This window comes from Psychrobacter glacincola, from assembly GCF_965118485.1.
GTDB classification, from domain to species: Bacteria; Pseudomonadota; Gammaproteobacteria; order Pseudomonadales; family Moraxellaceae; genus Psychrobacter; species Psychrobacter glacincola_D.
This window is the reverse complement of record NZ_CBCPJH010000008.1, coordinates 95558-117373: the sequence shown is the minus strand read 5'-3', so window position 1 is coordinate 117373 and position 21816 is coordinate 95558. Positions and strand designations below refer to the sequence as shown.

Below are 21816 nucleotides of genomic sequence, written 5' to 3'. Positions count from 1 at the left end.
ACAAAATAATTTTACTCACATCGGCGTCTGACGAAAGAGCTTGACCATAATTTGATAAATATCAGGATAAGCATCTACTAGCTTCTGCGGTGTCTCAAAAAAAACCTCGCTGAGTACTGCAAAAAACTCAGCCGGATTTGTCGTGCCATAACGATCCAACCCTGACTTACGATGGGTTTGAAAATCCTCAAAATCTCGCGTCATCACCTCAGTCCAACGATCAGGATCCATATCAGGTTGTAATGGTGGAAATCCATTGGCGCGGCCGTTTAACATATCAATCTTATGTACGAACTCGTGAATGACGACATTATGCCCATCACGCTCGCCTGAGTGTTTGGCATCCTTCCATGACAGAATAACAGGACCGCGCTGCCACGCTTCACCGCTGCGATGTTGCGTACCCTCATGAACGATACCAAACTCATCCATGGTAGTGGTTTCGCTCTTGTACGAACCAGGATAAATGATTATCGATGACCAGCCAGCATACCAATCAAGACTTAAGTTTAATATAGGTAAACAGGCTTGCAAGGCAATAGACTGCCTAACCATATCTGTAATCTCAAAACCTTGAGCACCTTTGATAGACTTATCAGCCAAAAACAAAGTCGCCAGCTCAAACAGGCGTTTCATTTCATCCTCATTCAGCCTATCAAGTATGACAATGCGTTTGGTAGCTTGCATCCAGTCGGCATTGGTAAATTCGCTATTGTCCAATATACGCTGCTCGCGCCAATCTTTTATTATGCTGAACATTTTATTTCCTTTTAATATCATTGAACCATAACATCATATTACACAGCGCTATCATTAACTTTGCTAATTTATCTTTTTAATAGACAGGTTTTGAGGATATAACGATGCAAGAGTTTCAAACTAATAAAGAAGATATAACTCAAAGTCGCTTGATACAAGCACCAATCAACACGGCAGGCGATAGCGAAGTCTTAGTCGAAGTGGACCGCTTCGCCTTTACCTCCAACAACATTACCTATGCCGCAATGGGCGATCCATTACAATACTGGCAGTTCTTCCCGCCACATGGTGAAGATGCCAAAAATTGGGGCATTATTCCAGTGTGGGGTTTTGCTGATGTGATCGAATCAAATAATACTGAGTTGCCAGTTGGTGAACGGCTCTTTGGTTACTTCCCGCCAGCCCATGATTTAGTGTTAAAACCTAAGAAAATTACGCCCACAGGATTAGCGGACGGTAGTGCGCATCGTGCACAGCTGCCACCTACCTATAATATGTATCAACGAGTAAAGTATGAATCAGGTTATGACAAAGCTAATGACAACCAGCGTATGCTGTTGTTCCCATTGCATATGGCGTCATTTTGTTTATATGACCTACTAAAAAGTAACGATTGGTTTGACGCTGAACAAGTCATTATTATCAGTGCTTCTAGCAAAACCAGTACCGGCTTGGCCTATGGTTTAATGGAAGATAAAGACGCGCCGCATATCATTGGTCTCACATCATATAAGCATCTAGACTTTGTCAACTTAATTGACGCCTATGATAGCGTGTTAAGCTATGACAGCCTTGAGCAGATTGATGCAAGTAAGCTAACTGTCATCGTCGACATGTCAGCCAATGCTGACTTGCTCAGTCGACTGCATACGCATCTAGGTGATAATATGCGCTATACCAGTAATGTCGGCTTGACCCACTGGGATGAATCGCGAGGCGCTGATGGCATTATCAAAGAACGTAGCCATCAGTTTTTTGCACCTAGCCATATGCAGCAACGTATAAAGGAATGGGGTTATGAGGAATTTAACAACCGCTCTATGAGATATATATTGAAAAGCGCGGCAAAAACTGCTCCTTGGCTAAAAATCAAAGAGTTGAATGGTCTTAGCGGTCTATCTGAAGTTTACCCAGAGGTTTGTGATGGCAAGATTGGTCCAGATGAAGGTTTGGTGGTGGTAATGTAGCTCTAACCCAATGAGGTAAAGCAATAACTATCAACAGTAATAGAGAGCTTGGCTAACAGGCTCTCTATTTTTTACTCTCAGTAAAGATTGTAAAAATCGATCGCGAATAACCCTACACCAATAGAAACGGTGCCGTTCGGCTAATCTTCGATTTTGCGACATCATTAGGGGTACCTTGAGCGACAATCAGTCCGCCCTCATCCCCTGCCCCTGGTCCTATATCGATAATCCAATCACTATTACTGGCCACTTGCATATCATGCTCGACCATGATCACCGTGTTACCCGAATCAACAAGTCCATTTAATTGTGTCATCAGCATGGAGATATCAGCAGGATGTAGTCCGGTGGTAGGCTCGTCCAATATATAAAGGGTATCGCCTCGCTGGATACGCTGAAGTTCGGTCGCAAGCTTAATACGCTGAGCTTCGCCACCTGATAATTCAGTAGCGGGCTGACCAAGACGTAAATAACCTAGACCAACTTGCAATAAAGCGTCTAAGGAGCGCAAGATTGACGCCTCGTCCACAAAGAATTCATAAGCCATCTCAACCGTTAAATTCAGTACTTCAGCGATGTTTTTATCTCGATAATGGATGGCGAGCGTGTCATCATCATAACGTTGACCATGACAAACTTGGCACGGCGCATAAACACTTGGCAAAAATAACAGCTCGACACTGACAAACCCTAATCCCTCACAATTTGGGCAGCGTCCTTTTACCGTATTAAATGAAAAGCGACCAGCATCATAGCCATGCATTTTTGCTTGCTCTGTTGCCGAAAATAATTTACGCACATCATCAAACAGTCCTGTATAAGTAGCAAGGTTTGAGCGCGGTGTACGACCAATGGCTTTTTGATTAATATTAATCAAACGACGTACCTTATCTATGCCAGCAACGATTTTTCCATCTGTTAGCGTCTCAAACTCTTGTTCAAGCAAACCCGCTTCATCCGTTGGCGCTTCTACGACAGACTTTTGCCCCAGCGCTTCAGTCACCAGCTCAACCAATGCCTGACTGACGAGGCTTGATTTACCTGATCCGGAGACGCCAGTGACACTGGTCATCACACCTAGTGGAAACTCAACGTCTAGCCCATCGACATTGTTTCGTTCGACATTCTCAAGCTTAAGCCAACCCGTTGGTTGTCTTATCTCTGATTTTTCTTTAACCATAGTCGTATCGTTAAAAAGATACTGACCAGTGTACGACTCGGCAACATCACGCAAGCCATCTACATGTCCGCTATACACAATTTCACCACCATGCGTGCCAGCTTTTGGCCCGACATCGACCACCCAGTCCGCGTGCCTAATCACACTCACATCATGCTCAACGACGAATACCGAATTACCCGCTGCTATGAGCTCATCTAACGCGCCAAGCAGTGCTTGAGTGTCGGCAGGATGCAAACCTGCAGACGGCTCATCAAGCACATAAACGACCCCAAAAAGCTGCGAGCGAATTTGAGTCGCCAGTCGCAAACGCTGTAACTCACCAGGAGATAAAGTTGGTGTCGTCCGTCCAAGTGATAGGTATCCTAATCCCAATCTTGTCAGCGCTTCGACGCGGGCAAGAATATCACTGGCAATACGCTGAGCAACGATGGCCTTTTCGCGGTTTGGCATATTATCATCAGGGACTCTATTGGCAGCGTCCTCTAGTTTGAGCGCCAATTCGGTGAGGGTTAATTGTGATAACTCGCCGATATCTAATCCGGCAAATTTGACTGACAACGATTCTTTTTTAAGCTTCTTGCCATGGCATTCTGGACATTCAGAGATTTGCATAAACTGCGAGACGCGCTTTTTGGTGCGCGGGCTTTGGGTATTGGCAAAAGAATGCAAAATGAAGTTTTTGGCGCTAGTAAAAGTGCCCATATAGTTTGGTTTCTCGCCCTTTTCAATAGCCTCGCGCGTTTGTTCAAGATTGTACTCAGGATAAACAGGCACCGTTGGCGTATCGTCAGTAAACAAAATCCAATCGCGGGTTTCCTTCGGTAGTGTGTTCCAAGGCTTATCAATATTATAGCCAAGCGTTGTCAATATACGGCTGAGGTTCTGACCTTGCCACGCTGGCGGCCAAGCGGCGATAGCACGCTCGCGAATGCTCTTAGTATCATCGGGAACCATTAGCTTTTCGGTGACCTCAAACACACGGCCGATACCTGAACAAGTCGGACAGGCGCCTTCTGGTGTATTGGGAGAAAACGCATCGGCGTATAGCATCTCTTGGCCCGCCGGATACTCTCCCGCTCGTGAGTACAGCATGCGCAGACCATTTGAGATAGTCGTGACGCTACCAACAGATGAGCGTACCGAAGGCGTGCCACGTTGCTGTTGTAGCGCAACTGCGGGTGGTAAACCTTCTATGGCATCGACATCTGGCTCATCAACTTGGTCAATGAGTCGTCTGGCATAAGGCGATACCGAATCAAGGTAGCGTCGTTGTGACTCAGCAAATAAAGTCCCAAAGGCTAAAGAGGACTTTCCTGAGCCAGATATACCCGTGAATACTACCAACGCATCGCGCGGTAAATCAACATCCACATTCTTGAGATTATGAACGCGAGCACCCCTTACCTGAATGTGGCTGTGAGAGGTATTATTAATAGCGCTATTAAAGTTATTATTAAAATGGTTAGGAGTCTTTTCATTATTGATCATAAAATTACTATTCCTATTAATTTTTATTATGAAGTCTTAAAAAGATTAACATATCAGGGATAAATACCTAGGCTAGGTTTACCTATTACTAGCAGAGTTAGACAAAACGATACTTAACATTAAAACTTAATTTCAAAGCTTCTTTTAAAGCGTAGTATTAAATACTAGATATCAAGTTAGAAGAACAAAAAACCCGCAACTGCCTATTATCAGTGCGGGTTTTGACCTAAAAAAACGTGCTTTCAAGGGCTTAAAATACTGACCAGTATTTGTCTTGCCGTCTAAAGTATTACTAAACTAAGACACCACCAAGCGCATCAACTGAGTACTGATATATCCACCAAACGTTCCTACCGCATAACCTAAGATACCCAAAAACACGCCAACGGGTGCAAGCGATGGATGAAAGGCTGTCGCGACGATAGGTGCTGAGGACGCACCGCCAGTATTGGCATTAGAGCCGACCGCTAAAAAGAAAAATGGTGCACGGATGATTCTAGCAAAAATAAATATTAACACCACATGGATACTCATCCATAGTAGACCAATAAGTAGCAAGCGCCACTGTGAGACGATGCCCGCTAAATTAATCTGCATACCGATAGCCGCAATCAATACAAAGATAAAAACCGTACCAATTTTGGAAGCGCCAACATGATCGAGCCGACGGATTTTGGTAAATGAGAAGATAACACCGATTAAGGTGATAATGACGACCATCCAAAAGAACGAGCTGGCAAAGCTATATTGTACCGCCCAGCTATAAGGCGCAAAGAACCCTGCAATCTGACCGCCGACGAAATGCGCTACCCCGACCATCGCAAAGCATAATCCAAACATCACCATTAAGTCATTGAGCGTGGCTGGGCGCGCATGATCACGCTCATAGCTTTCAACTGCTGCAATCACTTTATCAATACTACTGCTATCTGCCCGTAAGAACTTGTCTATTTTAGCGCTGTGTTTTGCCATAACTAAGATAGCCAATAACCATAATGAGGCATTGGTGGTATCAACCAAAATCATCATGCCAAACAAGTCATCGCTGACACCAAACAACTCTTTCATTGCCGCTTGGTTTGCCGCGCCGCCAATCCAGCTGCCAGCGACTGCCGAAAAGCCACGCCAAAGTGTATCATCGGTAAACATCTCAGGCGATACCCATTTAGCGATCCCTAAACTAATAGGACCACTTATGACAATGGCGACACTGGCAGCAAAGAACATCGCAATCGCTTTCCAACCTAAGCCCAATATCTTTGGCACATCCATTGACAAAGTCATGAGCAACAAACTGGCTGGCAATAGATAAGTAGCAGTGAAGCCATAAATCTGCGAGCCAATACCATCAGCGAAAACACCTAAGCTATTTAGTGTTGCAGGAATGAAGCAGCAAAGTACAATACCCGGTAATAGCGCATAAAACCGTCGCCAAAACTTACCAGGTAACCCTTGGGTATAAAACACCAATCCGATAACAGCCATAATGATGCCAAACGCTAAGGGCAGACTATCAATTGCTAAATGAAAAATGTCAGGCATCAAATGGCTCCGAAGGACACTATGAATAAAAACTTGTCAGTATAGAGAAGGCAAAATAGACCTGCAAGCAGCAAATAGATAAGGCTAACTATAAAACCATTAAACACAAAAAAGCCAGATACTAGCTATTAACTAGATATCTGGCTTTTTTTGCTTTATCTAAACGACTAAGTTAATGGATTTTCTTAAACCTATTATTAATCGTTAAATATAAGGCTATTACGAGTTGTTACCACGGTTGCCACCGTTTGGACGACCTTGACCACGGCTGTCAGAACGACCTGCTGGACGGCCTTGGCTGCCACTTGGGCGACCGCGACCTGTTGCAGCACGCTCACCACGTGGAACGCCAGTGCTATCGCCACGGCTAGGAGCACCAGTACGCTTACCTTGATAAGGCTTGCCACCTGAACGCTCACTTGGTTTGCCTGACGCATCACGTGGCTTACCTTGATAACCGCTGTCATTGCTGGCACGTTGACCAGTTGCTGCGCTGTCACTTGAGCGACCACGAGCATTAGCAGGGTTACCTTGATAACCACCACCCGCGCGACCACGACCTTGACCATTACCGCCACCGCTTGAACGACCACGACCGCGACCACGACCATTACCTTTGTTTTCGCTAGGAACGTAAGTTTTCTTAGGCTCCATGCCTTCGATAACAGATACTTCCATTTTACGATCTAAATAACGGTTGATCGCGTTAAGCTGTGGACGGTCATCCATGCTACATAAGCTGATAGCAACACCAGTACGACCGGCACGACCACAACGACCGATACGATGGACGTAATCTTCTGTTTGACGCGGTAAGTCGTAGTTAATAACGTGCGATAGTGCTGGCACATCTAGACCACGAGCAGCAACGTCAGTTGCAACTAGGATTTTGCATTTACCATTACGCAGGTCTTGAACAATGCGGTTACGCTTGCTTTGTGGCAAATCGCCATGTAGGAAGCTTGCTTTATGGCCTTGCTCTTGTAACTGTTTTGCTAGCTTTTCAGTGCTACGTTTGGTAGCAGCAAAGATAATAATTTGTTCCATATCTTTGTGGCAAACGATCTTGTCAAGTAAACGGTTTTTGTGTTCAAAATCATCACAGTAGTACACTTTTTCTTCGATGTGTGCTGATTCGACTTTGATTGATACACGCTCAGGGTTTTTGGTGAAGCTTGCCGCGATTTTGCCGACAGGACCATCCCAAGTTGCTGAACACATGATTGTTTGACGATCAATTGGCGCTGCACGTAGGATGTCGCTGATATCGTCAGCAAAACCCATGTCTAGCATACGGTCAGCTTCATCAAGAACTAGTATTTCAAGGCTTGATAAATCTACGCGACCGGCATTGATATGGTCAAGTAACCGACCAGGAGTCGCAACGATAACCTGTACGCCTTTTTTCAACGCAGTAATCTGACCGTTGTATGGTGCGCCGCCAACTAAAGGCACGCAGAATAGACCACGCATATCTTTAGAATAAGTACGAACGCTATCATGTACTTGCTGAGCAAGTTCACGCGTTGGCGTTAGGATAAGGGCTTTGGTTAATTTGTCGAAGCTAGTCGCACGGCTTAAACGATCAAGTACTGGGATGACGAATGCAGCAGTTTTACCACTACCGGTTTGCGCAGACAATAAAAGGTCACGACCTTGTAGAGCAAAAGGAATAGCTTCTGCTTGGATAGGGGTTGGATGAGTATAACCACTACGCTCAAGCGCGCTAAGAATTGGCTTGGCAATATTTAGTTCAGCAAAGGTAACTTTATTTTCGTCAGTAGCGTCTGTGGTAGCCGCTTCATTATTAGTATCAGTGTTTGGAGTGTTAGTAGTTTCGATGATGCCGTTTTCAGCAGCGATTGCAGATAAGATGTCAGTCATGAAGATCCTTGGTAAGTATAAGCTGCTGTAAATTCAGCAAACTTGATGCATACCACTGATAACCGTTCATCACGCTACACCTATAAAATTATTATCAAAATAATGATAATTGCATGCCAAACCCATAAGGCTTGTCAATAGTATAAAGGCGTTCGTGCTGTCTGACGTATTTTGGTGGTAGTGCCGAGTGTCTCATCTTTGTCTGCTAAAAACTCAGTATCAATGCTTTGTCCAAAGCGGATAAAGGTAAATAACAACCAATCTAGCCCCTACAAGGGTCCGTAGATAAGATATGAGTCAAAAATAATAGGATTATTTAAGTACACAAAATCATCGGCAACAATTACTTTCGGTCATCCTAGACCCAAAATCGCAGGCGATGTTATCAATCTCATAATTCACATTAGACTATGCTAACGTGGCGACGCAGTATAGCACAAAAAAGCATAATTAGTAGCCGTTTTTATAACTTTTATAAAATTACTATATAATCTGTATTATTAAGCGCTATATGGCATATAAATTCCAACAGCGCTTTTTAAGCAAATAATAAATGAGCGAAAACTTCACTATCAACGTGAGAGTTTAACGTCTGTGACATAGCTTGGCATTTGCCATGCGCCGCCCGCTTCAATCATACGGCATAGACCGGTAGTACTTTCATGACTTTTCTCAAAGTCTTTACCAGTCCATAGCCATTCAGTTTTGGACAAACAATCGCCGATACCACGCCCTTTTTGCAAAGCGGTAATTTGACCTTTATCATAGTCGGTCGCATCGGTCGTGACCAGTTTTGGCTCATAAGGTTTGGTGTCATTCATGACCCAAGCGCCAGTACCGACATTATAAGCGCCCATCCAGCAGTTATGCTGTACTAGCAACTGCTTACTGTTTAAGCGGCTGATACGCCATGCGGATTTATCAGCCAAGCTTGGGCAATCGTTATTAACATCTTTTACCGTCCCTTTCATCAGCTCTGATAATTGCGAGGGGCGCATGACGAATTTTTTCTTAGTGCTAGAGGTGGGTTTGGGGTTTGGCATCACCATACGTATCGATGGTATCGGCTTAGGCGATAAGACACTGCCATTCGACTTACTTGCACCATCGGTACGAACAAAAGCACTTGCTGTACCTACTCGACCTTGTGCTTCATCCGCTTTTAGCATGACAGCACTCGCCCCTTTATCAGATAAGCGCCAGCGCGTATTGCGGATAACCAGCTCTATTTTACTAGATTTGGGCAGCGCTTCTAACAGTGCTGTTACCTGTGCTGAAGTGAGCTCGGCATAACCTGCAGCACCTGAGAAGGGTCTGGTTTCCCCATAGTCTTTGTCATTGATAAACAGCGATATCCGGTGACGATTACCGAGTTGCATCAAGGCTTTAGCAGAGCTTTCTTTAGCACCGCCAAGTTTCACCTGCCCATCAACCGTGGCATTCGCACCTGCACGGCGCACCAATAACAAAGAAACTGGTAGATCACTATTACCATCAGATTGATAGCCTGCTAATCGGCAAGTGCGGGTATTGTCACAGACTACTTGCCAGTCTTGGCTGGTAAAATCTACGGGCGTGCCAGCACTACTCGCGGCGCTATATAGCACAGCACTGATGGCGGTAAGTATGGGTAATAAAATTCTTTTTGACATTGAGTGCATTATCTTTTTTGTTTTTATAGATGGCGCTTGAAGATTGCCATTTTTTTCTAAATGTTGAGGATTGATAACCTTGCTCGGACCACCAGCAACGTTCACACTCGTTAAGACTATTAGCCTTTTCTTAAGCATCGTATTATCCTCCATCATCTTTACTCATCAATAAAATACAGATAAGCGCCCGCCCTTTATGGGTGGCAGATGCTATCTTAACGTACCAATGTTTCTATCTGTTGTACTAATGTACCATTATGTAATCATAAAATATATTTCAAGATACTTATATCTATATACTTATTTAGAATTATGAAGATTAAAAATAGAAAAGGTTAATGAGCGATGAACTCATTAACCTTTTTCGTTTCCCGTTGAAAATATAGCCCTATTAGCTATTTATTTTGTTTGTTAATAGGTTTATATTTTCAATAAACAAACTATCCGCACAAATTAATCACTCACATCAATAATAACAACCGATCTAAGCAATAGGCTTAAGGACCAAATCTACCGCCCGTTTGACTGCTGGGTGATCAGCAATTTTCTTCGCCCAGCGCTGTAGATGCGGATACTCATCAACTTGTAAGAATTCTGCTGCCTCGTATAGCTTACCGAGCGCCAATTGACCATACCACGCCCAAATAATCATATCGGCGATATTATAGTCAGCCTCATCATTGCCGCCTATATATTGATTGTCTTTTAGATGACGATCAAGAACATCCAGCTGACGTTTGACTTCCATCGTATAGCGATTGATAGGATATTCCATTGGCTCAGGGGCATAGGCGTAAAAATGCCCAAAACCGCCGCCTAAGAAGGGCGCACTGCCCATTTGCCACATCAGCCAAGACAAACACTCTGCCCGTGCTTTACCTTGCTGCATTGGGATAAATTTACCAAATTTCTCCGCTAAATACATTAAGATAGCCCCAGATTCAAAGAGTGCAATCGGCTCGCCAGCATCGGTATTATCAACCAAAGCAGGTATCTTAGAGTTTGGGTTGATAGCGACAAAGTCCGAGCCAAACTGATCGCCTTTAGAGATATCTATCAGATAGGCATCATACTCTGAACCTTTGATACCAAGCTCAGCAAGCTCTTCTAGCAAAATATTTACCTTAACGCCATTTGGGGTATTCAATGAATACAGCTGTAATGGCGCATCACCGACGGGCAGCTTCTGTTCATGGCGCGCGCCAGCCATCGGGCTATTAATACTCGCGAATTTGCCACCGTTCTCTTTATCTTGCGTCCAAATTTTTGGCGGTATATAGCTATCTGGCTGGCTGTTTGTAGCGTTATTATTCTGACTCATGATATGACCTATTTTTATAGTATTGTTTATTGTGTTGACTGTCGTTTCTAGCAGAGATGGTTGAAAAACAATGATATGAAAAATAGTATTGTTTGCCATCTGCTTCTCACTATAGCGAGGTCTTACCCCACCATTAAAGCCTTATCTTGTAATTATCGTTACTTTGCTGCTCTTTAACTACCCAGCGCTTGTTTCTATACTACGTAGAATATAACGACTTATTAAATAGTAATAAAAATCCGTTTAAACTAATTTTAACCAACCACTGTCCTGAATAATGGTGATATCCCTATGGTAGTTCTGACTCCAACGCAAGATAAATACCTACCTTATGTGCTGGCAGTGGCATTATTCATGCAGATTTTAGATGCGACGATTCTAAACACCTCGCTACCGCAAATGGCACAAGCCCTCGGCGAATCACCGCTGCAAATGCAGTGGGCGGTTATTAGTTATGCACTGACTTTGGCTATTTTTATTCCTATTAGTGGATTTTTAGCAGATAAATACGGCACTCGCCGTGTGTTTTTGGCTGCCATTATTGTATTTTGTATCGGCTCGCTGTTATGTGCCGCATCACCCACCTTGAATCTGTTGATTGGTTCGCGTGTTATACAAGCTATCGGTGGCGCAATGATGACACCCGTTGCCCGTTTAATATTGGTGAAGTCCTATCCACGCAATAAGCTATTAACGGTGATGAATTTTGCAGTCATCCCCGCTTTGGTTGCGCCATTGGTAGGACCAGTATTGGGCGGTTATATTGTTCAGTACGCCAGCTGGCACTGGATATTTTTAATTAATATCCCTATGGGTGTTTTTGGCTTTATCATGGGCAAAAAACTGGTGCCAGCATTGTTTGAGGATACCAAGCGGCTAGATTGGACCGGATTTTTATTGTTTGCTGCCGCAGCGTGTGGCTTTACATTGGCGGTAGAGTTTGGGGCGCAAGTTGGTCGTGGATTTTATGGACTGATGCTTGGGGTGCTGGCAAGTCTGCTAATAGGCGCTTATGTTTGGCATGCCAAACGTCGAGAGGCACCACTATTTCCATTAAGCTTGTTTCATATTCGTACCTTTCGTATAGGCATTACCGGTAATCTATTTACACGGTTAGGCATCAGTGCTGTGCCATTTTTATTGCCGCTACTGTTGCAGGTAGTATTTGAATACTCTCCTTCACAAGCAGGCTGGTTACTTGCGCCAATCGCTGTCGGTGCAATTGGAATTAAGCCTTGGGTAAGTAAGATTATCCAACGCTATAGCTATCGAACGGTCTTGTTCTACAACACCTCTTTTATGGGTATTCTCATTATCATCTTGGCGCAGTTTAATGATGCCGCGCAGTGGATGTGGTTTATCCCTATCTTAACTGTGATGGGCGCTTGTAACTCTATGCAGTTTAGCGCCATGAACACCATTACTATTGGCGATTTGCAAGGTACCCAAACCAGTAGCGGTAATAGCTTGATGGCGGTCAACCAACAGCTCGCTATCAGCTTTGGTATTGCATTTGGTGCAGCACTGCTTAATCTATTACGTGAGCGCCTACAGATGGATACGCTGGTAGCATTTCAAACCACCTACTGGATATTAGGAATATTGACCATTCTTTCAGGATTGCATTTTTTACGCTTAAAACCTGAAGATGGTCGGGGTTTATATTAAGAACGATTTTTGAAGGCTTATAGAAAATACAGATAAAAATAGTTTAATAAAGAAATGTAGATAAAAAAGGCTAAAAATAGACCAAAAAAAACCAGCCTATGCTTGGTTGATACCAAAACATAGGCTGGCTTGTTGCGATTCAATGAGAAATAAGAGTTGCTATTATTTAATCGTCATTCATCTGCGATTGGATATAGTTTTCGATACCGACGTCTTTCATTAAATCTTCTTGGGTTTCTAACCAGTCTTGATACTCTTCGTTACCATCTTTTAGAGTAACCAGTAGCTGACGGGACACATAATCTTGCTGCGCCTCACACAAGGTAATCGCATCGGTGATAATGCCAAATTTTTGCTTCTCTAAGCGCAAATTACAGTCAATCATTTCAGGCACATCTTCAGCTATGAACATCTTGCCGTAATCTTGCAAATTCGGTAAACCACCTAATAATAAAATGCGGGCAATCAAGTCATCAGACCATTTCATCTCAGCAATAGACTGTTTGTAGAAACTCTCGTTTAATGACTCTAAGCCCCAATGCCGCGCAATACGCGCATGCAAAAAATACTGATTAATGGCTATCAATGATTGACCCAGCACTTTATTCAATGCGCGGATAACCTCTTTATCCCCTTCCATATTTTCTCTCCCTACGTATTTGTGATTTAAGCTAAATATTGGCGACTGCTATCCATTACTATCAAACAAGATTGGGAGACACTTCAGCCATCTGACTTTGTAGATAGTTTGGTAAACCAATCATATCAATCAGGCGCAATTGCTGCTCTAGCCAATGAGCATGGTCTTCTTCAGTATCTTTTAGCTGCTCAACCAACATCTCTCGGGTCACATAGTCATGCGCTTCTTCACAAATCGCAATGCCTTCTTTTAAATGCTTCTGCACTTGATACTCTAAATTCAAATCAAGCTGTAACATCTCAGGTACGGTTGCGCCAATATTAATCTCATTAACGCGCATCTTAGGCGTGCCGCTTAACATCAAAATACGGCGAATAATTGCTTGTGCATGCAGGGTTTCATCTTCCATTTCATGGCTGATACGGTCATATAATTTACCGTAATGCCATTCAGCATACATCTCCGAATGGATAAAGTATTGGTCGCGAGCTGCAAGCTCACCACCTAACAAAAAGTTTAAATAATCAATCACTTTTGGGTTGCCAATCATCACCAATACTCCTGCATTTATTGTTGTTTATTATCTACATTCATAATTTTGAATATAGATAAAGCGCTATTCGCAAACCAACCAGTAACGATTAATTCGACGAAAATCCTTACAAATTAAGAAGTATATAGTAGCATACAGACGTCATAACGCTTGTAACGATATGAACTAAGAATAAGATGCAAATTGAGAATCATAACCACCCAACATTTATAGTGATCTATTGGTGCGTTAATGACTCGCATGCTAATACGCTCTTAACTCTTAATAAAGGTATAGGTAATTGGTTAGATGACTGGCTAGAGAGTAGTATTATTGGTGCGGTGTATCAGTAATGTTATATGGACGCTTGCAATGAAGCTTTTCGGTATAATGCTAGAAATTTAGATGTAGGATAGTAAATGTATGGCTACGCTGCTAGAAATTGTGGCACTTAGCGTAGACATTTAGAGGATAAATCTCTAAACGTTTGCTTTAAACCGCATAAGCCAGTACATCAAGCTTGGCATGATGCTCATCTAGATAATCGTTAACCATAGGCTCACAGCAGCCACAGCAAGTGGCGACATCTAAGGTATCTTTTAGACCATCTAACGTATCAATACCAGAAGCAATGGCAGCTTTAATTTGCTTTTCTTTGACATCATTACAGATACAAACGTACATATGCGGGTTCCTACTGTGATTGACTAACTTGTTATCCGTTATAATAACGATAACTATTACCATTTACAATAGTATTTGTTATATTTATTCGTCATATGAACCAACGCTTGATAGTTATATTACATTTAATTAATGCATGTAACTGAATATAACGATCCTTGTAACTCAAAGGTATGAAAGGTAGTAAAATAGCGACGAACTGTAAATCTGGTTATTTTTTAATCGATTTTTTAGATGACTGCTGTTATATTGTCCCCCTATTAACTAAATATATATTGGAATTGATGCATGTCTAATAATAATTCTATGATGCAACCGTTAGAGTTGTTTAAAGTATTATCTGACCCTACGCGCTTAAAGATTTTCCAAATCCTATATAATAAAGAATCACGCTGCGTCGGTGAGTTAGTAGAAATACTTGATCAGCCACAACCTACGATATCTCGCCATCTCAATCACCTGAAGAAATTGGGCATCCTACATTGTGTCCGTGATGGTACTTGGATGTGGTATGAGGTCGCAGACGATTTGCCAGAGTGGTGCCAAGATATATTGGATATTACCTATAAGCAGATATTGGATAAAGACAATACAATACAAGGCTAAAGCTCGCCTAGCACTGATAAGCGCAGTAGCAGGCAGTGAAACATTGCCATTAAAAGCATTTGGCTTCCTTTAGAACATGAAGTTAGCCCATAAAGAAGACCTCATCGTGAGGTCTTTTTTATGGGTACTGATAGTGTTTTTTACTTCAACCTTCTATACCAAGCTTTATACTAAGTCTAAAAAATCACTCACAAAAGCGTTAGCTGGGCGATTTATCAATTCTTCTGACGTCCCTACCTGCTCGACAATACCATGGTTCATAACCACAATCTCATCAGATACCGCCCTTGCCTCTTCTTGATCATGGGTCACCATAATGCTAGTAATACCAAGCTCATGGTGAATGTCTTTTAGCCAAGTACGCAGCTCTTTACGTACCTTAGCATCAAGTGCGCCAAACGGCTCGTCTAGTAATAGCAGTTTTGGTTTAACGGCTAAGGCACGTGCCAGCGCAATCCGCTGCCGCTGACCGCCTGACAGTTGATGCGGGTAAGCATTTGCCAGTTGTGGTAACTGTACCAACTCTAATAGTTCGGCAACGCGCTTATTAATATCAGCTTTACTTGGGCGCTCCGCCTTTGGTAACAAGGTTAGACCGAATGCGATATTGTCGGCAATGTTTTTATGGCGGAACAGCGCATAATGCTGAAACATAAAGCCGATATGGCGTTTTTGTACTGGTGTATTGGTCACATCTAACTCGTCGAATAATATTTGTCCTGAATCTGCATATTCAAGACCCGCAATAATCCGCAGCAATGTGGTTTTACCGCAACCTGAGGGTCCAAGTAAGGTGGTCAGCTTACCTGTTGGCACAGTGATACTAATGTCATTTAGGGCGGTAAAGTTACCAAAGTTCTTATTAACGTGTCTGATCTCGATGCTCATAGCAGTATCTCTTATTTTGTTTCTTATTATGACTTTATCTAATGGTGGCTCGTTTTGTTTTCTTTGTCAGCAGTTTTAACAGCGTCTGTAGTGACTTATTTATCAGCGTCTCTATCGTTACTAACAGGCTTCTTAACCGTCGCATTGGCACTAACGGGCAATTCAGGGGCGCTCACTAGCCGCTCAGATTTTGCAAACTTACGATCTTGCAGCTTAGTCATCACTTGTTGCACGAGCAAGGTCACCATCGCTAAGGCAGCAAGTAGGCTGGATAAGGCAAAAGCGGCCGTAAAGTTATAATCGTTATAGGCAATCTCAACCAATAGCGGCATGGTATTGGTCTCGCCGCGAATATGACCAGAGACCACACTCACTGCGCCAAACTCACCCATTGCTCGTGCATTAGTCAAAATCAAACCATATAACAAAGCCCATTTAATATTGGGTAAGGTAATATGCCAAAACGTCTGCCAACCGCTAGCGCCAAGCGTTAATGCTGCTTGCTCTTCAGAATCACCTTGAGTTTGCATCAAAGGTATCAGCTCACGAGCGACAAAGGGAAAGGTCACAAATAAGGTGGCCAAAATAATTCCAGGAACCGCAAAAATAATTTGTATCCCCATACTCTCAAGCCAGCTACCGATAGGAGAGTTCAGACCGAATAACAGGATAAACATCAAACCTGCAACCACCGGTGATACCGAAAACGGTAAATCTAGTAACGTGGTAACTAATTGCTTACCTTTAAACTTATAACGAGTCACCAGCCATGCAATGGCGATGCCCATCACCATATTAATCGGTACGACGATAGCGGCAGTAATGAGAGTCAGCTTAATCGCTTGTAGCGCTTCAGGTTCAATAAGAGAAGCAATATACAATTCCCAACCATTTTTAAGCGCTTCGTAAAATACCGCAAGTAGTGGAAAAACCAACATAATAATCATAAATAAGACGGCAATAGTAATAAAGATGCGTCGAATCCATGGCTTATCGCGGGTCGCAGGATTGCTTTGATAGTCGTAGCTATTGGCTATTTGCATCTTAGCGAGCTCCTACGCGGCGTGACAGTTTCCACTGCACTATATTAATCGTTAATAAAATTACAAAAGAAATCAGCAGCATAAATAACGCTACTGCGGAGGCGCCTTGAATATCAAATTGCTCAAGTTTACTGATAATAATAATAGGTAAAATCTCAGATTCCATGGGTATATTACCCGCGATAAAAATAACGGAACCATACTCGCCAGTAGCACGGGCAAACATCATGCCAGCGCCCATCAGCAGTGCAGGTAGTAGCTCTGGTAAAATGACTTTACGAAAGGTAGTAAATCGATTGGCACCCAGTACCGCAGCGGCCTCTTCAAACTCAACCGATAACTCTGCCAATACGGGCTGCACCGCACGTACGATAAATGGAAAGCTCACGACCACTAACGCCAGCCAAATACCTATCGGCGTAAAGGCTACTTGAATGCCAATTTTCTCGAACCACTGCCCGATCAAACCGTTAGGAGCGTAAAGCGTCGCAAGTGAGATGCCAGTAACGGCTGTCGGTAGCGCAAATGGCAAATCAACCAAGGCATTAATTAAAGATTTACCCCAAAACTCATAACGTACCAACACCCAAGCGACTAAGGTACCAAACACCATATTGGTCAACATGGCTAAAAACGACATCCATAACGTCAATTTGATGGCGGCTGCGACCTGAGGCTGGCTGATGGTTGTCCAAAATCCTGTCCAGCCCATTTGGGTTGTGGTATAAGCCATCATCGCAAACGGCAACACCACCAATAACGATAAGCTAAAGACGGTGATACCCATACTCAGCCCAAAACCTGGTAGCACATTACGTTGGCGCAAGCGTGTCAGCCAGCCCTTCTTGTGACTAGGTTTATTGGCAGAAGTGGTTGTTGCACTCATAATAATGTCCTATTGCCTATCTATATCTAACGGTGCTTATCGTTAAGACCATTTATATCAAGCTTGTTATTAGTATGCTTATGGTATAAAGGACATAGCGCGAGTGGCCATGTCCTTTATGTTGTGTGCTCTATTATCGAAAGATAAGGTTGATTATCTTTCTAAGCTAAAGGTAGCTCTAAACTCATTATATTTTATGAGTCAATGTTTTAAGAGCTAATGTTTTAAGAGCTAATGTTTTAAGAGCTAATGTTTTAAAAATTGTTTTTTTCAGAGTTATTCTTTTAAGGCTTACTTTGGCGCGTTAACGGCTAACTGGTCGAACACACCGCCGTCACTGAAGAAGTTACCCATGATGTCATCCCATGAGCCAAAGGTATCATTTGGACGGAAAGTCTCGATTGGTGGTAATTTATCACCGTTTTTATCAAGAACGCTCTTCACACTTGGACGTAAATACAAGTCAGCGGCCAATTGTTGAGCTGGCTCGCTCCATAGGTAATCAAGATAAGCTTTTGCAGCAGCAGTGGTGCCTTTTTTGTCGGTAACCGTTTTTACAATAGCTACTGGGCTTTCAGACTTGATAGAGTATTTAGGATAAACAATATCGACTTTACCAGCGCCAAAATCAGTCGCTGCAAGATTGGCTTCATTTTCAAAGGTCACTAGCACATCACCGATACCGCGTTGAACAAAAGTCGTGGTTGCTGCGCGTCCGCCACTCTCATAAACTTTGACGTTTTTAAGGACGTCTTTTACATAGCTTTTTGTTTTGGCTTCGTCTTTATTAAACGCTTTCAAACCATAACCATAAGCACCTAAAAAGGCATAACGACCGTTACCCGTCACTTTTGGGTTAGCCATAACAATCTCAACGCCATCTTTGGTCAAATCTGCCCAGTCTTTGATGCCTTTTGGATTGTCTTTACGTACTAAGAAAACGATGGTGCTGGTAAAAGGTACAGCGTTATCGGGGAATTTGCTTTCCCAATCTGCTTCAACCAAACCTTTTTGCTCAAGTAGCTCGATATCTGAACCTTGGTTCATGGTCGCCACGTCTGCTTGTAAGCCATTAGCAACAGACAGTGCTTGCTTACTTGAGCCGCCGTGTGACTGATTGACAGTGATATTACTGTTTGGGTTTTCAGCTTTATAATGTTCAATAAATAGTGGGTTATAGCCTTTGTAAAAATCGCGTGCTACATCGTAAGAGACGTTTAATAGCTCAATATTTTCAGCTGCTGCTGGCTCGCCCTCTACTTTGGCAGTTGGCTCAGTCTTTTCACTATTGCTACAGCCTGTCATACCCAAAGTAAGCGCCACACCGGCGATACTTAGGACACTAATCGTTTTATTTTTATAACCTGCTGTATATGATGTCATGGCTGCCTCAAAGGAGATAAGTTAAGTAATGCAGGTATGCTAACAGCGTAGGCTTATTATGTTTAATGACGAATATGCGTATGTTATTGCTAAAATGGAATAATGCATGTAAAAATATAGGCTTATCAAACACTTAATAAAACGAGCGCTTGATAAGCCTTATATTTTTATAAGCGAGTGACCTATTGTTTGCATCATTCGCTAGTAAACAGCCGAAAGTAAGACAGTAATTTCTTATCCTGTTTTTATTTCGCACTTGCCAGCGTATCAAAACGACTACCATCAACGAAGAAAGTCTCCATAATTTGCGTCCAAGGACCAAATACGGCTACTGGTTCAAACGTTTCAATATCACGCAAGGTATCTTTATGGGCAGCAAGCACTTGCTCATTACTAGGACGCATATACATCTGTGCCATGAGTTCTTGTGCTGGCTTGTCCCATAATCCTTTAAGATAGGTATTTGCTGCGGCTGTTTTACCCGCCTTATCCGTCACTCCAGTCACTACCGCGACAGGATTAGCAATCAATACTGAATAACTTGGATAAACGATATCGACTTGTCCTTTGGCAAATTGCTTGGCAGCCAGATGTGCTTCGTTTTCGGTCGTAATGAGCACATCGCCTAGACCACGCTGGGTAAAGCTAGTCGTTGCGGCACGTGCACCATTATCATAAGTGACGACGTTTGCCAGTAGCTTTTTGATAAAATCATCTGTTTTGGTAGAAGCATTAACATTTTCTTTAAAATGATGCAGTCCATAGCCATAGGCGCCTAAAAAAGCATAACGCGCGGTGCCACTGGTTTTTGGGTTAGGTATCACGACACCGATGTCACTACGTGCTAAATCTTGCCAGTCTTTAATACCTTTTGGATTGCCACTGCGTACCAATAGCACCATGGTACTGGTATAAGGGACAGCCTTATTTGGTAATGCTTGTTGCCAATCAGCAGCGACTAAGCCTTTTTCGACCAACAGATTCATATCACTTTCTTGGTTAAAGGTCACCACATCCGCTTGTAGACCGTTAGCGACCGATAGCGCTTGTTTGCTTGAGCCACCATGTGATTGATTGATGCTGACTTTGCTATCGGGATGCTGTTTTTGATAACCCTTCGCAAACAAGGTATTGTAGTCCTTATAAAAATCACGTGATACATCATAAGAGACGTTGAGTATCTCGATATCTTGTGACGGTTCTACTGACTTTTTGCTGCCCGCTTGGCTGTCGCTTTGTGTCGCTTCAGTAGGGCTACAAGCGCTCATAAATGCTGCCATACTCAGTACGCCACCTATTATCAAGGTGTGCGATGCTTTGTTTTGCATGATTCGCATGCTCTGATTACCAGTCGCTGAGATATGACGTGAAAGGTTACTCTTAATGGGATTGATCGTTTGCATAGACGCTCTCAATAATGTCATGCTGCGATTGGTCGACCTTATTTACAGAATTAATTGATAAGGGTAACAAAGGCAGAGATTGTTAAAATTGTGGTAGATGAATGTTTTTTGTTGATGAGAGATATGCTAGCAGCATAGATGGCAAATGCTTAGTGACAAATACGCTTATCGAGTGATTAACTTGGCATAAGTAATGTTGTTAGTTATTCTACAATGGGAATTTTTAATGGCCGTTTTTGCGATATAGAGATAAGCCGTCGCTATTGCGTCACTTGTGCGTAAGTTATGGTATTGCTTATGCAGTAGACGAGCATTTAGATAAACGCTATCATCGCCTGCACTTTAAGGCCTACATATAGCTAGCAACTTAAAATTCTTTACTTTCATTAATAGCAATACACTTAATTAACAGTGGCTAATATGGTTGTTAGAGCCATTTTCTGCGACTTATTCACTCAAACAAGGCGTCTCAATGACTATTTCTTTCTCTCGTTACTCGCGTTTTTTTGCAGCTTTATCCTTGACGAGCGCAGCGCTGCTTACTTTAAGTGGCTGTAATAACATAACCAAAGCTAATGTGGACAAACAGAGCGCCTCGCAACCTAGTACCATACTTTCTACCACTACGAACTCGCCAGCAGTAAAAGCAGTCGTTGGCAATTATGCGTCTGAAGATTATGCTAAGCGCGCACAAGGTTATGATTGGGTGGGTGTGATAATAAGAGCAGACGGGAATGAGCAGATTGACATCAAAGTACGAGCGCGTAGTGATGTCAAAAAACCAACCTGTCAATTTGATGGTAAAGCGACATTGATGGGTCAAGATGATGCGCACGGTGTCATTTTCCAAAGCAAGGTTAATGACAGCACCGCCTTTTTTCAATTTAAAGACGATATGCTGACCATTGATAGCCAAGATAAATACGCATTGAATTATTTTTGTTCGGGTGGTGCTACCTTGGTCGGTGAATATCAAAAACTGGCAGGTGATTTAGAGCTAAGCTAAGCACGATATTTTTAAGATATTCAAATAAAAAAATAAAAAAGGGTCAGATAATAAATCTGAC

The 21816-nt window shown here is 42.7% G+C and carries 18 protein-coding genes; 4 read left to right on the top strand and 14 right to left on the bottom strand.

The genetic code is table 11. The annotated features are described in order from the left end of the window. Positions 1–15 precede the first annotated feature (15 nt). Positions 16–759, bottom strand: a complete 744-nt coding sequence (locus ACMHKH_RS04590; protein ID WP_413519485.1) for a zinc-dependent peptidase — start codon at positions 757–759, stop codon at positions 16–18. A 104-nt stretch (positions 760–863) separates the two neighbouring features. Between ACMHKH_RS04590 and ACMHKH_RS04585 the strand changes: the two genes are divergently transcribed. Further along, positions 864–1946, top strand: a complete 1083-nt coding sequence (locus tag ACMHKH_RS04585) for a DUF2855 family protein (RefSeq protein ID WP_413519484.1) — start codon at positions 864–866, stop codon at positions 1944–1946. Positions 1947–2058: 112 nt separating this feature from the next. Here the strand turns inward: ACMHKH_RS04585 and uvrA are convergent, their stop codons facing one another. From uvrA to yghU, 5 genes are all read right to left on the bottom strand, one after another. After that, positions 2059–4617: an excinuclease ABC subunit UvrA gene (gene uvrA / locus ACMHKH_RS04580; RefSeq protein ID WP_413519483.1), complete on the bottom strand. Its 2559-nt coding sequence runs from the start codon at positions 4615–4617 to the stop codon at positions 2059–2061. A gap of 297 nt (positions 4618–4914) precedes the next feature. Continuing rightward, complete coding sequence (locus ACMHKH_RS04575; protein ID WP_413519482.1) at positions 4915–6159, bottom strand: DUF819 domain-containing protein; 1245 nt, start codon at positions 6157–6159, stop codon at positions 4915–4917. Positions 6160–6378: 219 nt separating this feature from the next. Next, complete coding sequence (locus tag ACMHKH_RS04570; protein WP_413519481.1) at positions 6379–8043, bottom strand: DEAD/DEAH box helicase; 1665 nt, start codon at positions 8041–8043, stop codon at positions 6379–6381. Between the two features lie 572 nt (positions 8044–8615). Beyond that, positions 8616–9833, bottom strand: a complete 1218-nt coding sequence (locus tag ACMHKH_RS04565; protein ID WP_413519480.1) for a DUF1176 domain-containing protein — start codon at positions 9831–9833, stop codon at positions 8616–8618. Positions 9834–10179: 346 nt separating this feature from the next. Further along, positions 10180–11016 (bottom strand): glutathione-dependent disulfide-bond oxidoreductase, encoded by an 837-nt coding sequence (yghU, locus tag ACMHKH_RS04560; RefSeq protein ID WP_413519479.1) that lies wholly within the window; start codon positions 11014–11016, stop codon positions 10180–10182. A gap of 291 nt (positions 11017–11307) precedes the next feature. On the opposite strand from yghU, the gene ACMHKH_RS04555 reads away from it, so the two are divergent. Next, complete coding sequence (locus tag ACMHKH_RS04555) at positions 11308–12684, top strand: DHA2 family efflux MFS transporter permease subunit (protein ID WP_413519478.1); 1377 nt, start codon at positions 11308–11310, stop codon at positions 12682–12684. Positions 12685–12850: 166 nt separating this feature from the next. On the opposite strand, the gene bfr (ACMHKH_RS04550) is transcribed toward ACMHKH_RS04555, so the two are convergent. The 3 genes from bfr (ACMHKH_RS04550) to ACMHKH_RS04540 all read right to left on the bottom strand — a co-directional run bounded on the left by bfr (ACMHKH_RS04550) (position 12851) and on the right by ACMHKH_RS04540 (position 14540). Further along, entirely contained in the window at positions 12851–13324 is a 474-nt protein-coding gene (gene bfr, locus ACMHKH_RS04550; RefSeq protein WP_413519477.1) for a bacterioferritin, read from the bottom strand. 61 nt (positions 13325–13385) lie between these two features. After that, the gene (gene bfr, locus ACMHKH_RS04545; RefSeq protein ID WP_413519476.1) at positions 13386–13874 is read right to left on the bottom strand and encodes a bacterioferritin; all 489 of its coding nucleotides are present in this window, start codon (positions 13872–13874) and stop codon (positions 13386–13388) included. A gap of 474 nt (positions 13875–14348) precedes the next feature. Next, positions 14349–14540 carry a bacterioferritin-associated ferredoxin gene (locus ACMHKH_RS04540; RefSeq protein WP_193005005.1) on the bottom strand — a complete coding sequence of 64 codons (192 nt, stop codon included), beginning with the start codon at positions 14538–14540 and terminating at the stop codon, positions 14349–14351. A 288-nt stretch (positions 14541–14828) separates the two neighbouring features. Between ACMHKH_RS04540 and ACMHKH_RS04535 the strand changes: the two genes are divergently transcribed. After that, positions 14829–15146 carry an ArsR/SmtB family transcription factor gene (locus tag ACMHKH_RS04535; RefSeq protein ID WP_413519475.1) on the top strand — a complete coding sequence of 106 codons (318 nt, stop codon included), beginning with the start codon at positions 14829–14831 and terminating at the stop codon, positions 15144–15146. A gap of 165 nt (positions 15147–15311) precedes the next feature. Here ACMHKH_RS04535 and ACMHKH_RS04530 read toward each other — a convergent pair whose 3' ends face one another. From ACMHKH_RS04530 to ACMHKH_RS04510, 5 genes are all read right to left on the bottom strand, one after another. After that, positions 15312–16034, bottom strand: a complete 723-nt coding sequence (locus ACMHKH_RS04530; RefSeq protein WP_413519474.1) for a sulfate/molybdate ABC transporter ATP-binding protein — start codon at positions 16032–16034, stop codon at positions 15312–15314. A gap of 95 nt (positions 16035–16129) precedes the next feature. Then, positions 16130–17077 carry a sulfate ABC transporter permease subunit CysW gene (gene cysW / locus ACMHKH_RS04525; RefSeq protein WP_413519473.1) on the bottom strand — a complete coding sequence of 316 codons (948 nt, stop codon included), beginning with the start codon at positions 17075–17077 and terminating at the stop codon, positions 16130–16132. A gap of 1 nt (position 17078) precedes the next feature. Further along, a complete protein-coding gene (gene cysT, locus ACMHKH_RS04520) occupies positions 17079–17963 on the bottom strand; it encodes a sulfate ABC transporter permease subunit CysT (RefSeq protein ID WP_413519472.1) in 885 nt (294 codons plus the stop codon). A gap of 291 nt (positions 17964–18254) precedes the next feature. Then, positions 18255–19346, bottom strand: coding sequence for a sulfate ABC transporter substrate-binding protein (locus ACMHKH_RS04515; RefSeq protein WP_413519471.1), 1092 nt, complete (start codon positions 19344–19346; stop codon positions 18255–18257). A gap of 245 nt (positions 19347–19591) precedes the next feature. After that, positions 19592–20770 carry a sulfate ABC transporter substrate-binding protein gene (locus tag ACMHKH_RS04510; RefSeq protein WP_413519470.1) on the bottom strand — a complete coding sequence of 393 codons (1179 nt, stop codon included), beginning with the start codon at positions 20768–20770 and terminating at the stop codon, positions 19592–19594. A 451-nt stretch (positions 20771–21221) separates the two neighbouring features. Here ACMHKH_RS04510 and ACMHKH_RS04505 point away from each other — a divergent pair, with 451 nt between their 5' ends. Beyond that, positions 21222–21755: a hypothetical protein gene (locus ACMHKH_RS04505; RefSeq protein ID WP_413519469.1), complete on the top strand. Its 534-nt coding sequence runs from the start codon at positions 21222–21224 to the stop codon at positions 21753–21755. Positions 21756–21816: the final 61 nt, after the last annotated feature.

What these genes read in the sequence shown, in the direction of transcription:
- ACMHKH_RS04510 (WP_413519470.1), bottom strand. Translation starts at nt 20,770, where the DNA reads ATGACATTATTGAGAGCGTCTATGCAAACGATCAATCCCATTAAGAGT.
- ACMHKH_RS04540 (WP_193005005.1), bottom strand. Translation starts at nt 14,540, where the DNA reads ATGTACGTTTGTATCTGTAATGATGTCAAAGAAAAGCAAATTAAAGCT.
- ACMHKH_RS04530 (WP_413519474.1), bottom strand. Translation starts at nt 16,034, where the DNA reads ATGAGCATCGAGATCAGACACGTTAATAAGAACTTTGGTAACTTTACC.
- ACMHKH_RS04585 (WP_413519484.1), top strand. Translation starts at nt 864, where the DNA reads ATGCAAGAGTTTCAAACTAATAAAGAAGATATAACTCAAAGTCGCTTG.
- ACMHKH_RS04570 (WP_413519481.1), bottom strand. Translation starts at nt 8,043, where the DNA reads ATGACTGACATCTTATCTGCAATCGCTGCTGAAAACGGCATCATCGAA.
- yghU (WP_413519479.1), bottom strand. Translation starts at nt 11,016, where the DNA reads ATGAGTCAGAATAATAACGCTACAAACAGCCAGCCAGATAGCTATATA.
- ACMHKH_RS04575 (WP_413519482.1), bottom strand. Translation starts at nt 6,159, where the DNA reads ATGCCTGACATTTTTCATTTAGCAATTGATAGTCTGCCCTTAGCGTTT.
- ACMHKH_RS04565 (WP_413519480.1), bottom strand. Translation starts at nt 9,833, where the DNA reads ATGCTTAAGAAAAGGCTAATAGTCTTAACGAGTGTGAACGTTGCTGGT.
- ACMHKH_RS04505 (WP_413519469.1), top strand. Translation starts at nt 21,222, where the DNA reads ATGACTATTTCTTTCTCTCGTTACTCGCGTTTTTTTGCAGCTTTATCC.
- bfr (WP_413519476.1), bottom strand. Translation starts at nt 13,874, where the DNA reads ATGATTGGCAACCCAAAAGTGATTGATTATTTAAACTTTTTGTTAGGT.
- ACMHKH_RS04535 (WP_413519475.1), top strand. Translation starts at nt 14,829, where the DNA reads ATGTCTAATAATAATTCTATGATGCAACCGTTAGAGTTGTTTAAAGTA.
- uvrA (WP_413519483.1), bottom strand. Translation starts at nt 4,617, where the DNA reads ATGATCAATAATGAAAAGACTCCTAACCATTTTAATAATAACTTTAAT.
- cysW (WP_413519473.1), bottom strand. Translation starts at nt 17,077, where the DNA reads ATGCAAATAGCCAATAGCTACGACTATCAAAGCAATCCTGCGACCCGC.
- ACMHKH_RS04515 (WP_413519471.1), bottom strand. Translation starts at nt 19,346, where the DNA reads ATGACATCATATACAGCAGGTTATAAAAATAAAACGATTAGTGTCCTA.
- cysT (WP_413519472.1), bottom strand. Translation starts at nt 17,963, where the DNA reads ATGAGTGCAACAACCACTTCTGCCAATAAACCTAGTCACAAGAAGGGC.
- ACMHKH_RS04555 (WP_413519478.1), top strand. Translation starts at nt 11,308, where the DNA reads ATGGTAGTTCTGACTCCAACGCAAGATAAATACCTACCTTATGTGCTG.
- ACMHKH_RS04590 (WP_413519485.1), bottom strand. Translation starts at nt 759, where the DNA reads ATGTTCAGCATAATAAAAGATTGGCGCGAGCAGCGTATATTGGACAAT.
- bfr (WP_413519477.1), bottom strand. Translation starts at nt 13,324, where the DNA reads ATGGAAGGGGATAAAGAGGTTATCCGCGCATTGAATAAAGTGCTGGGT.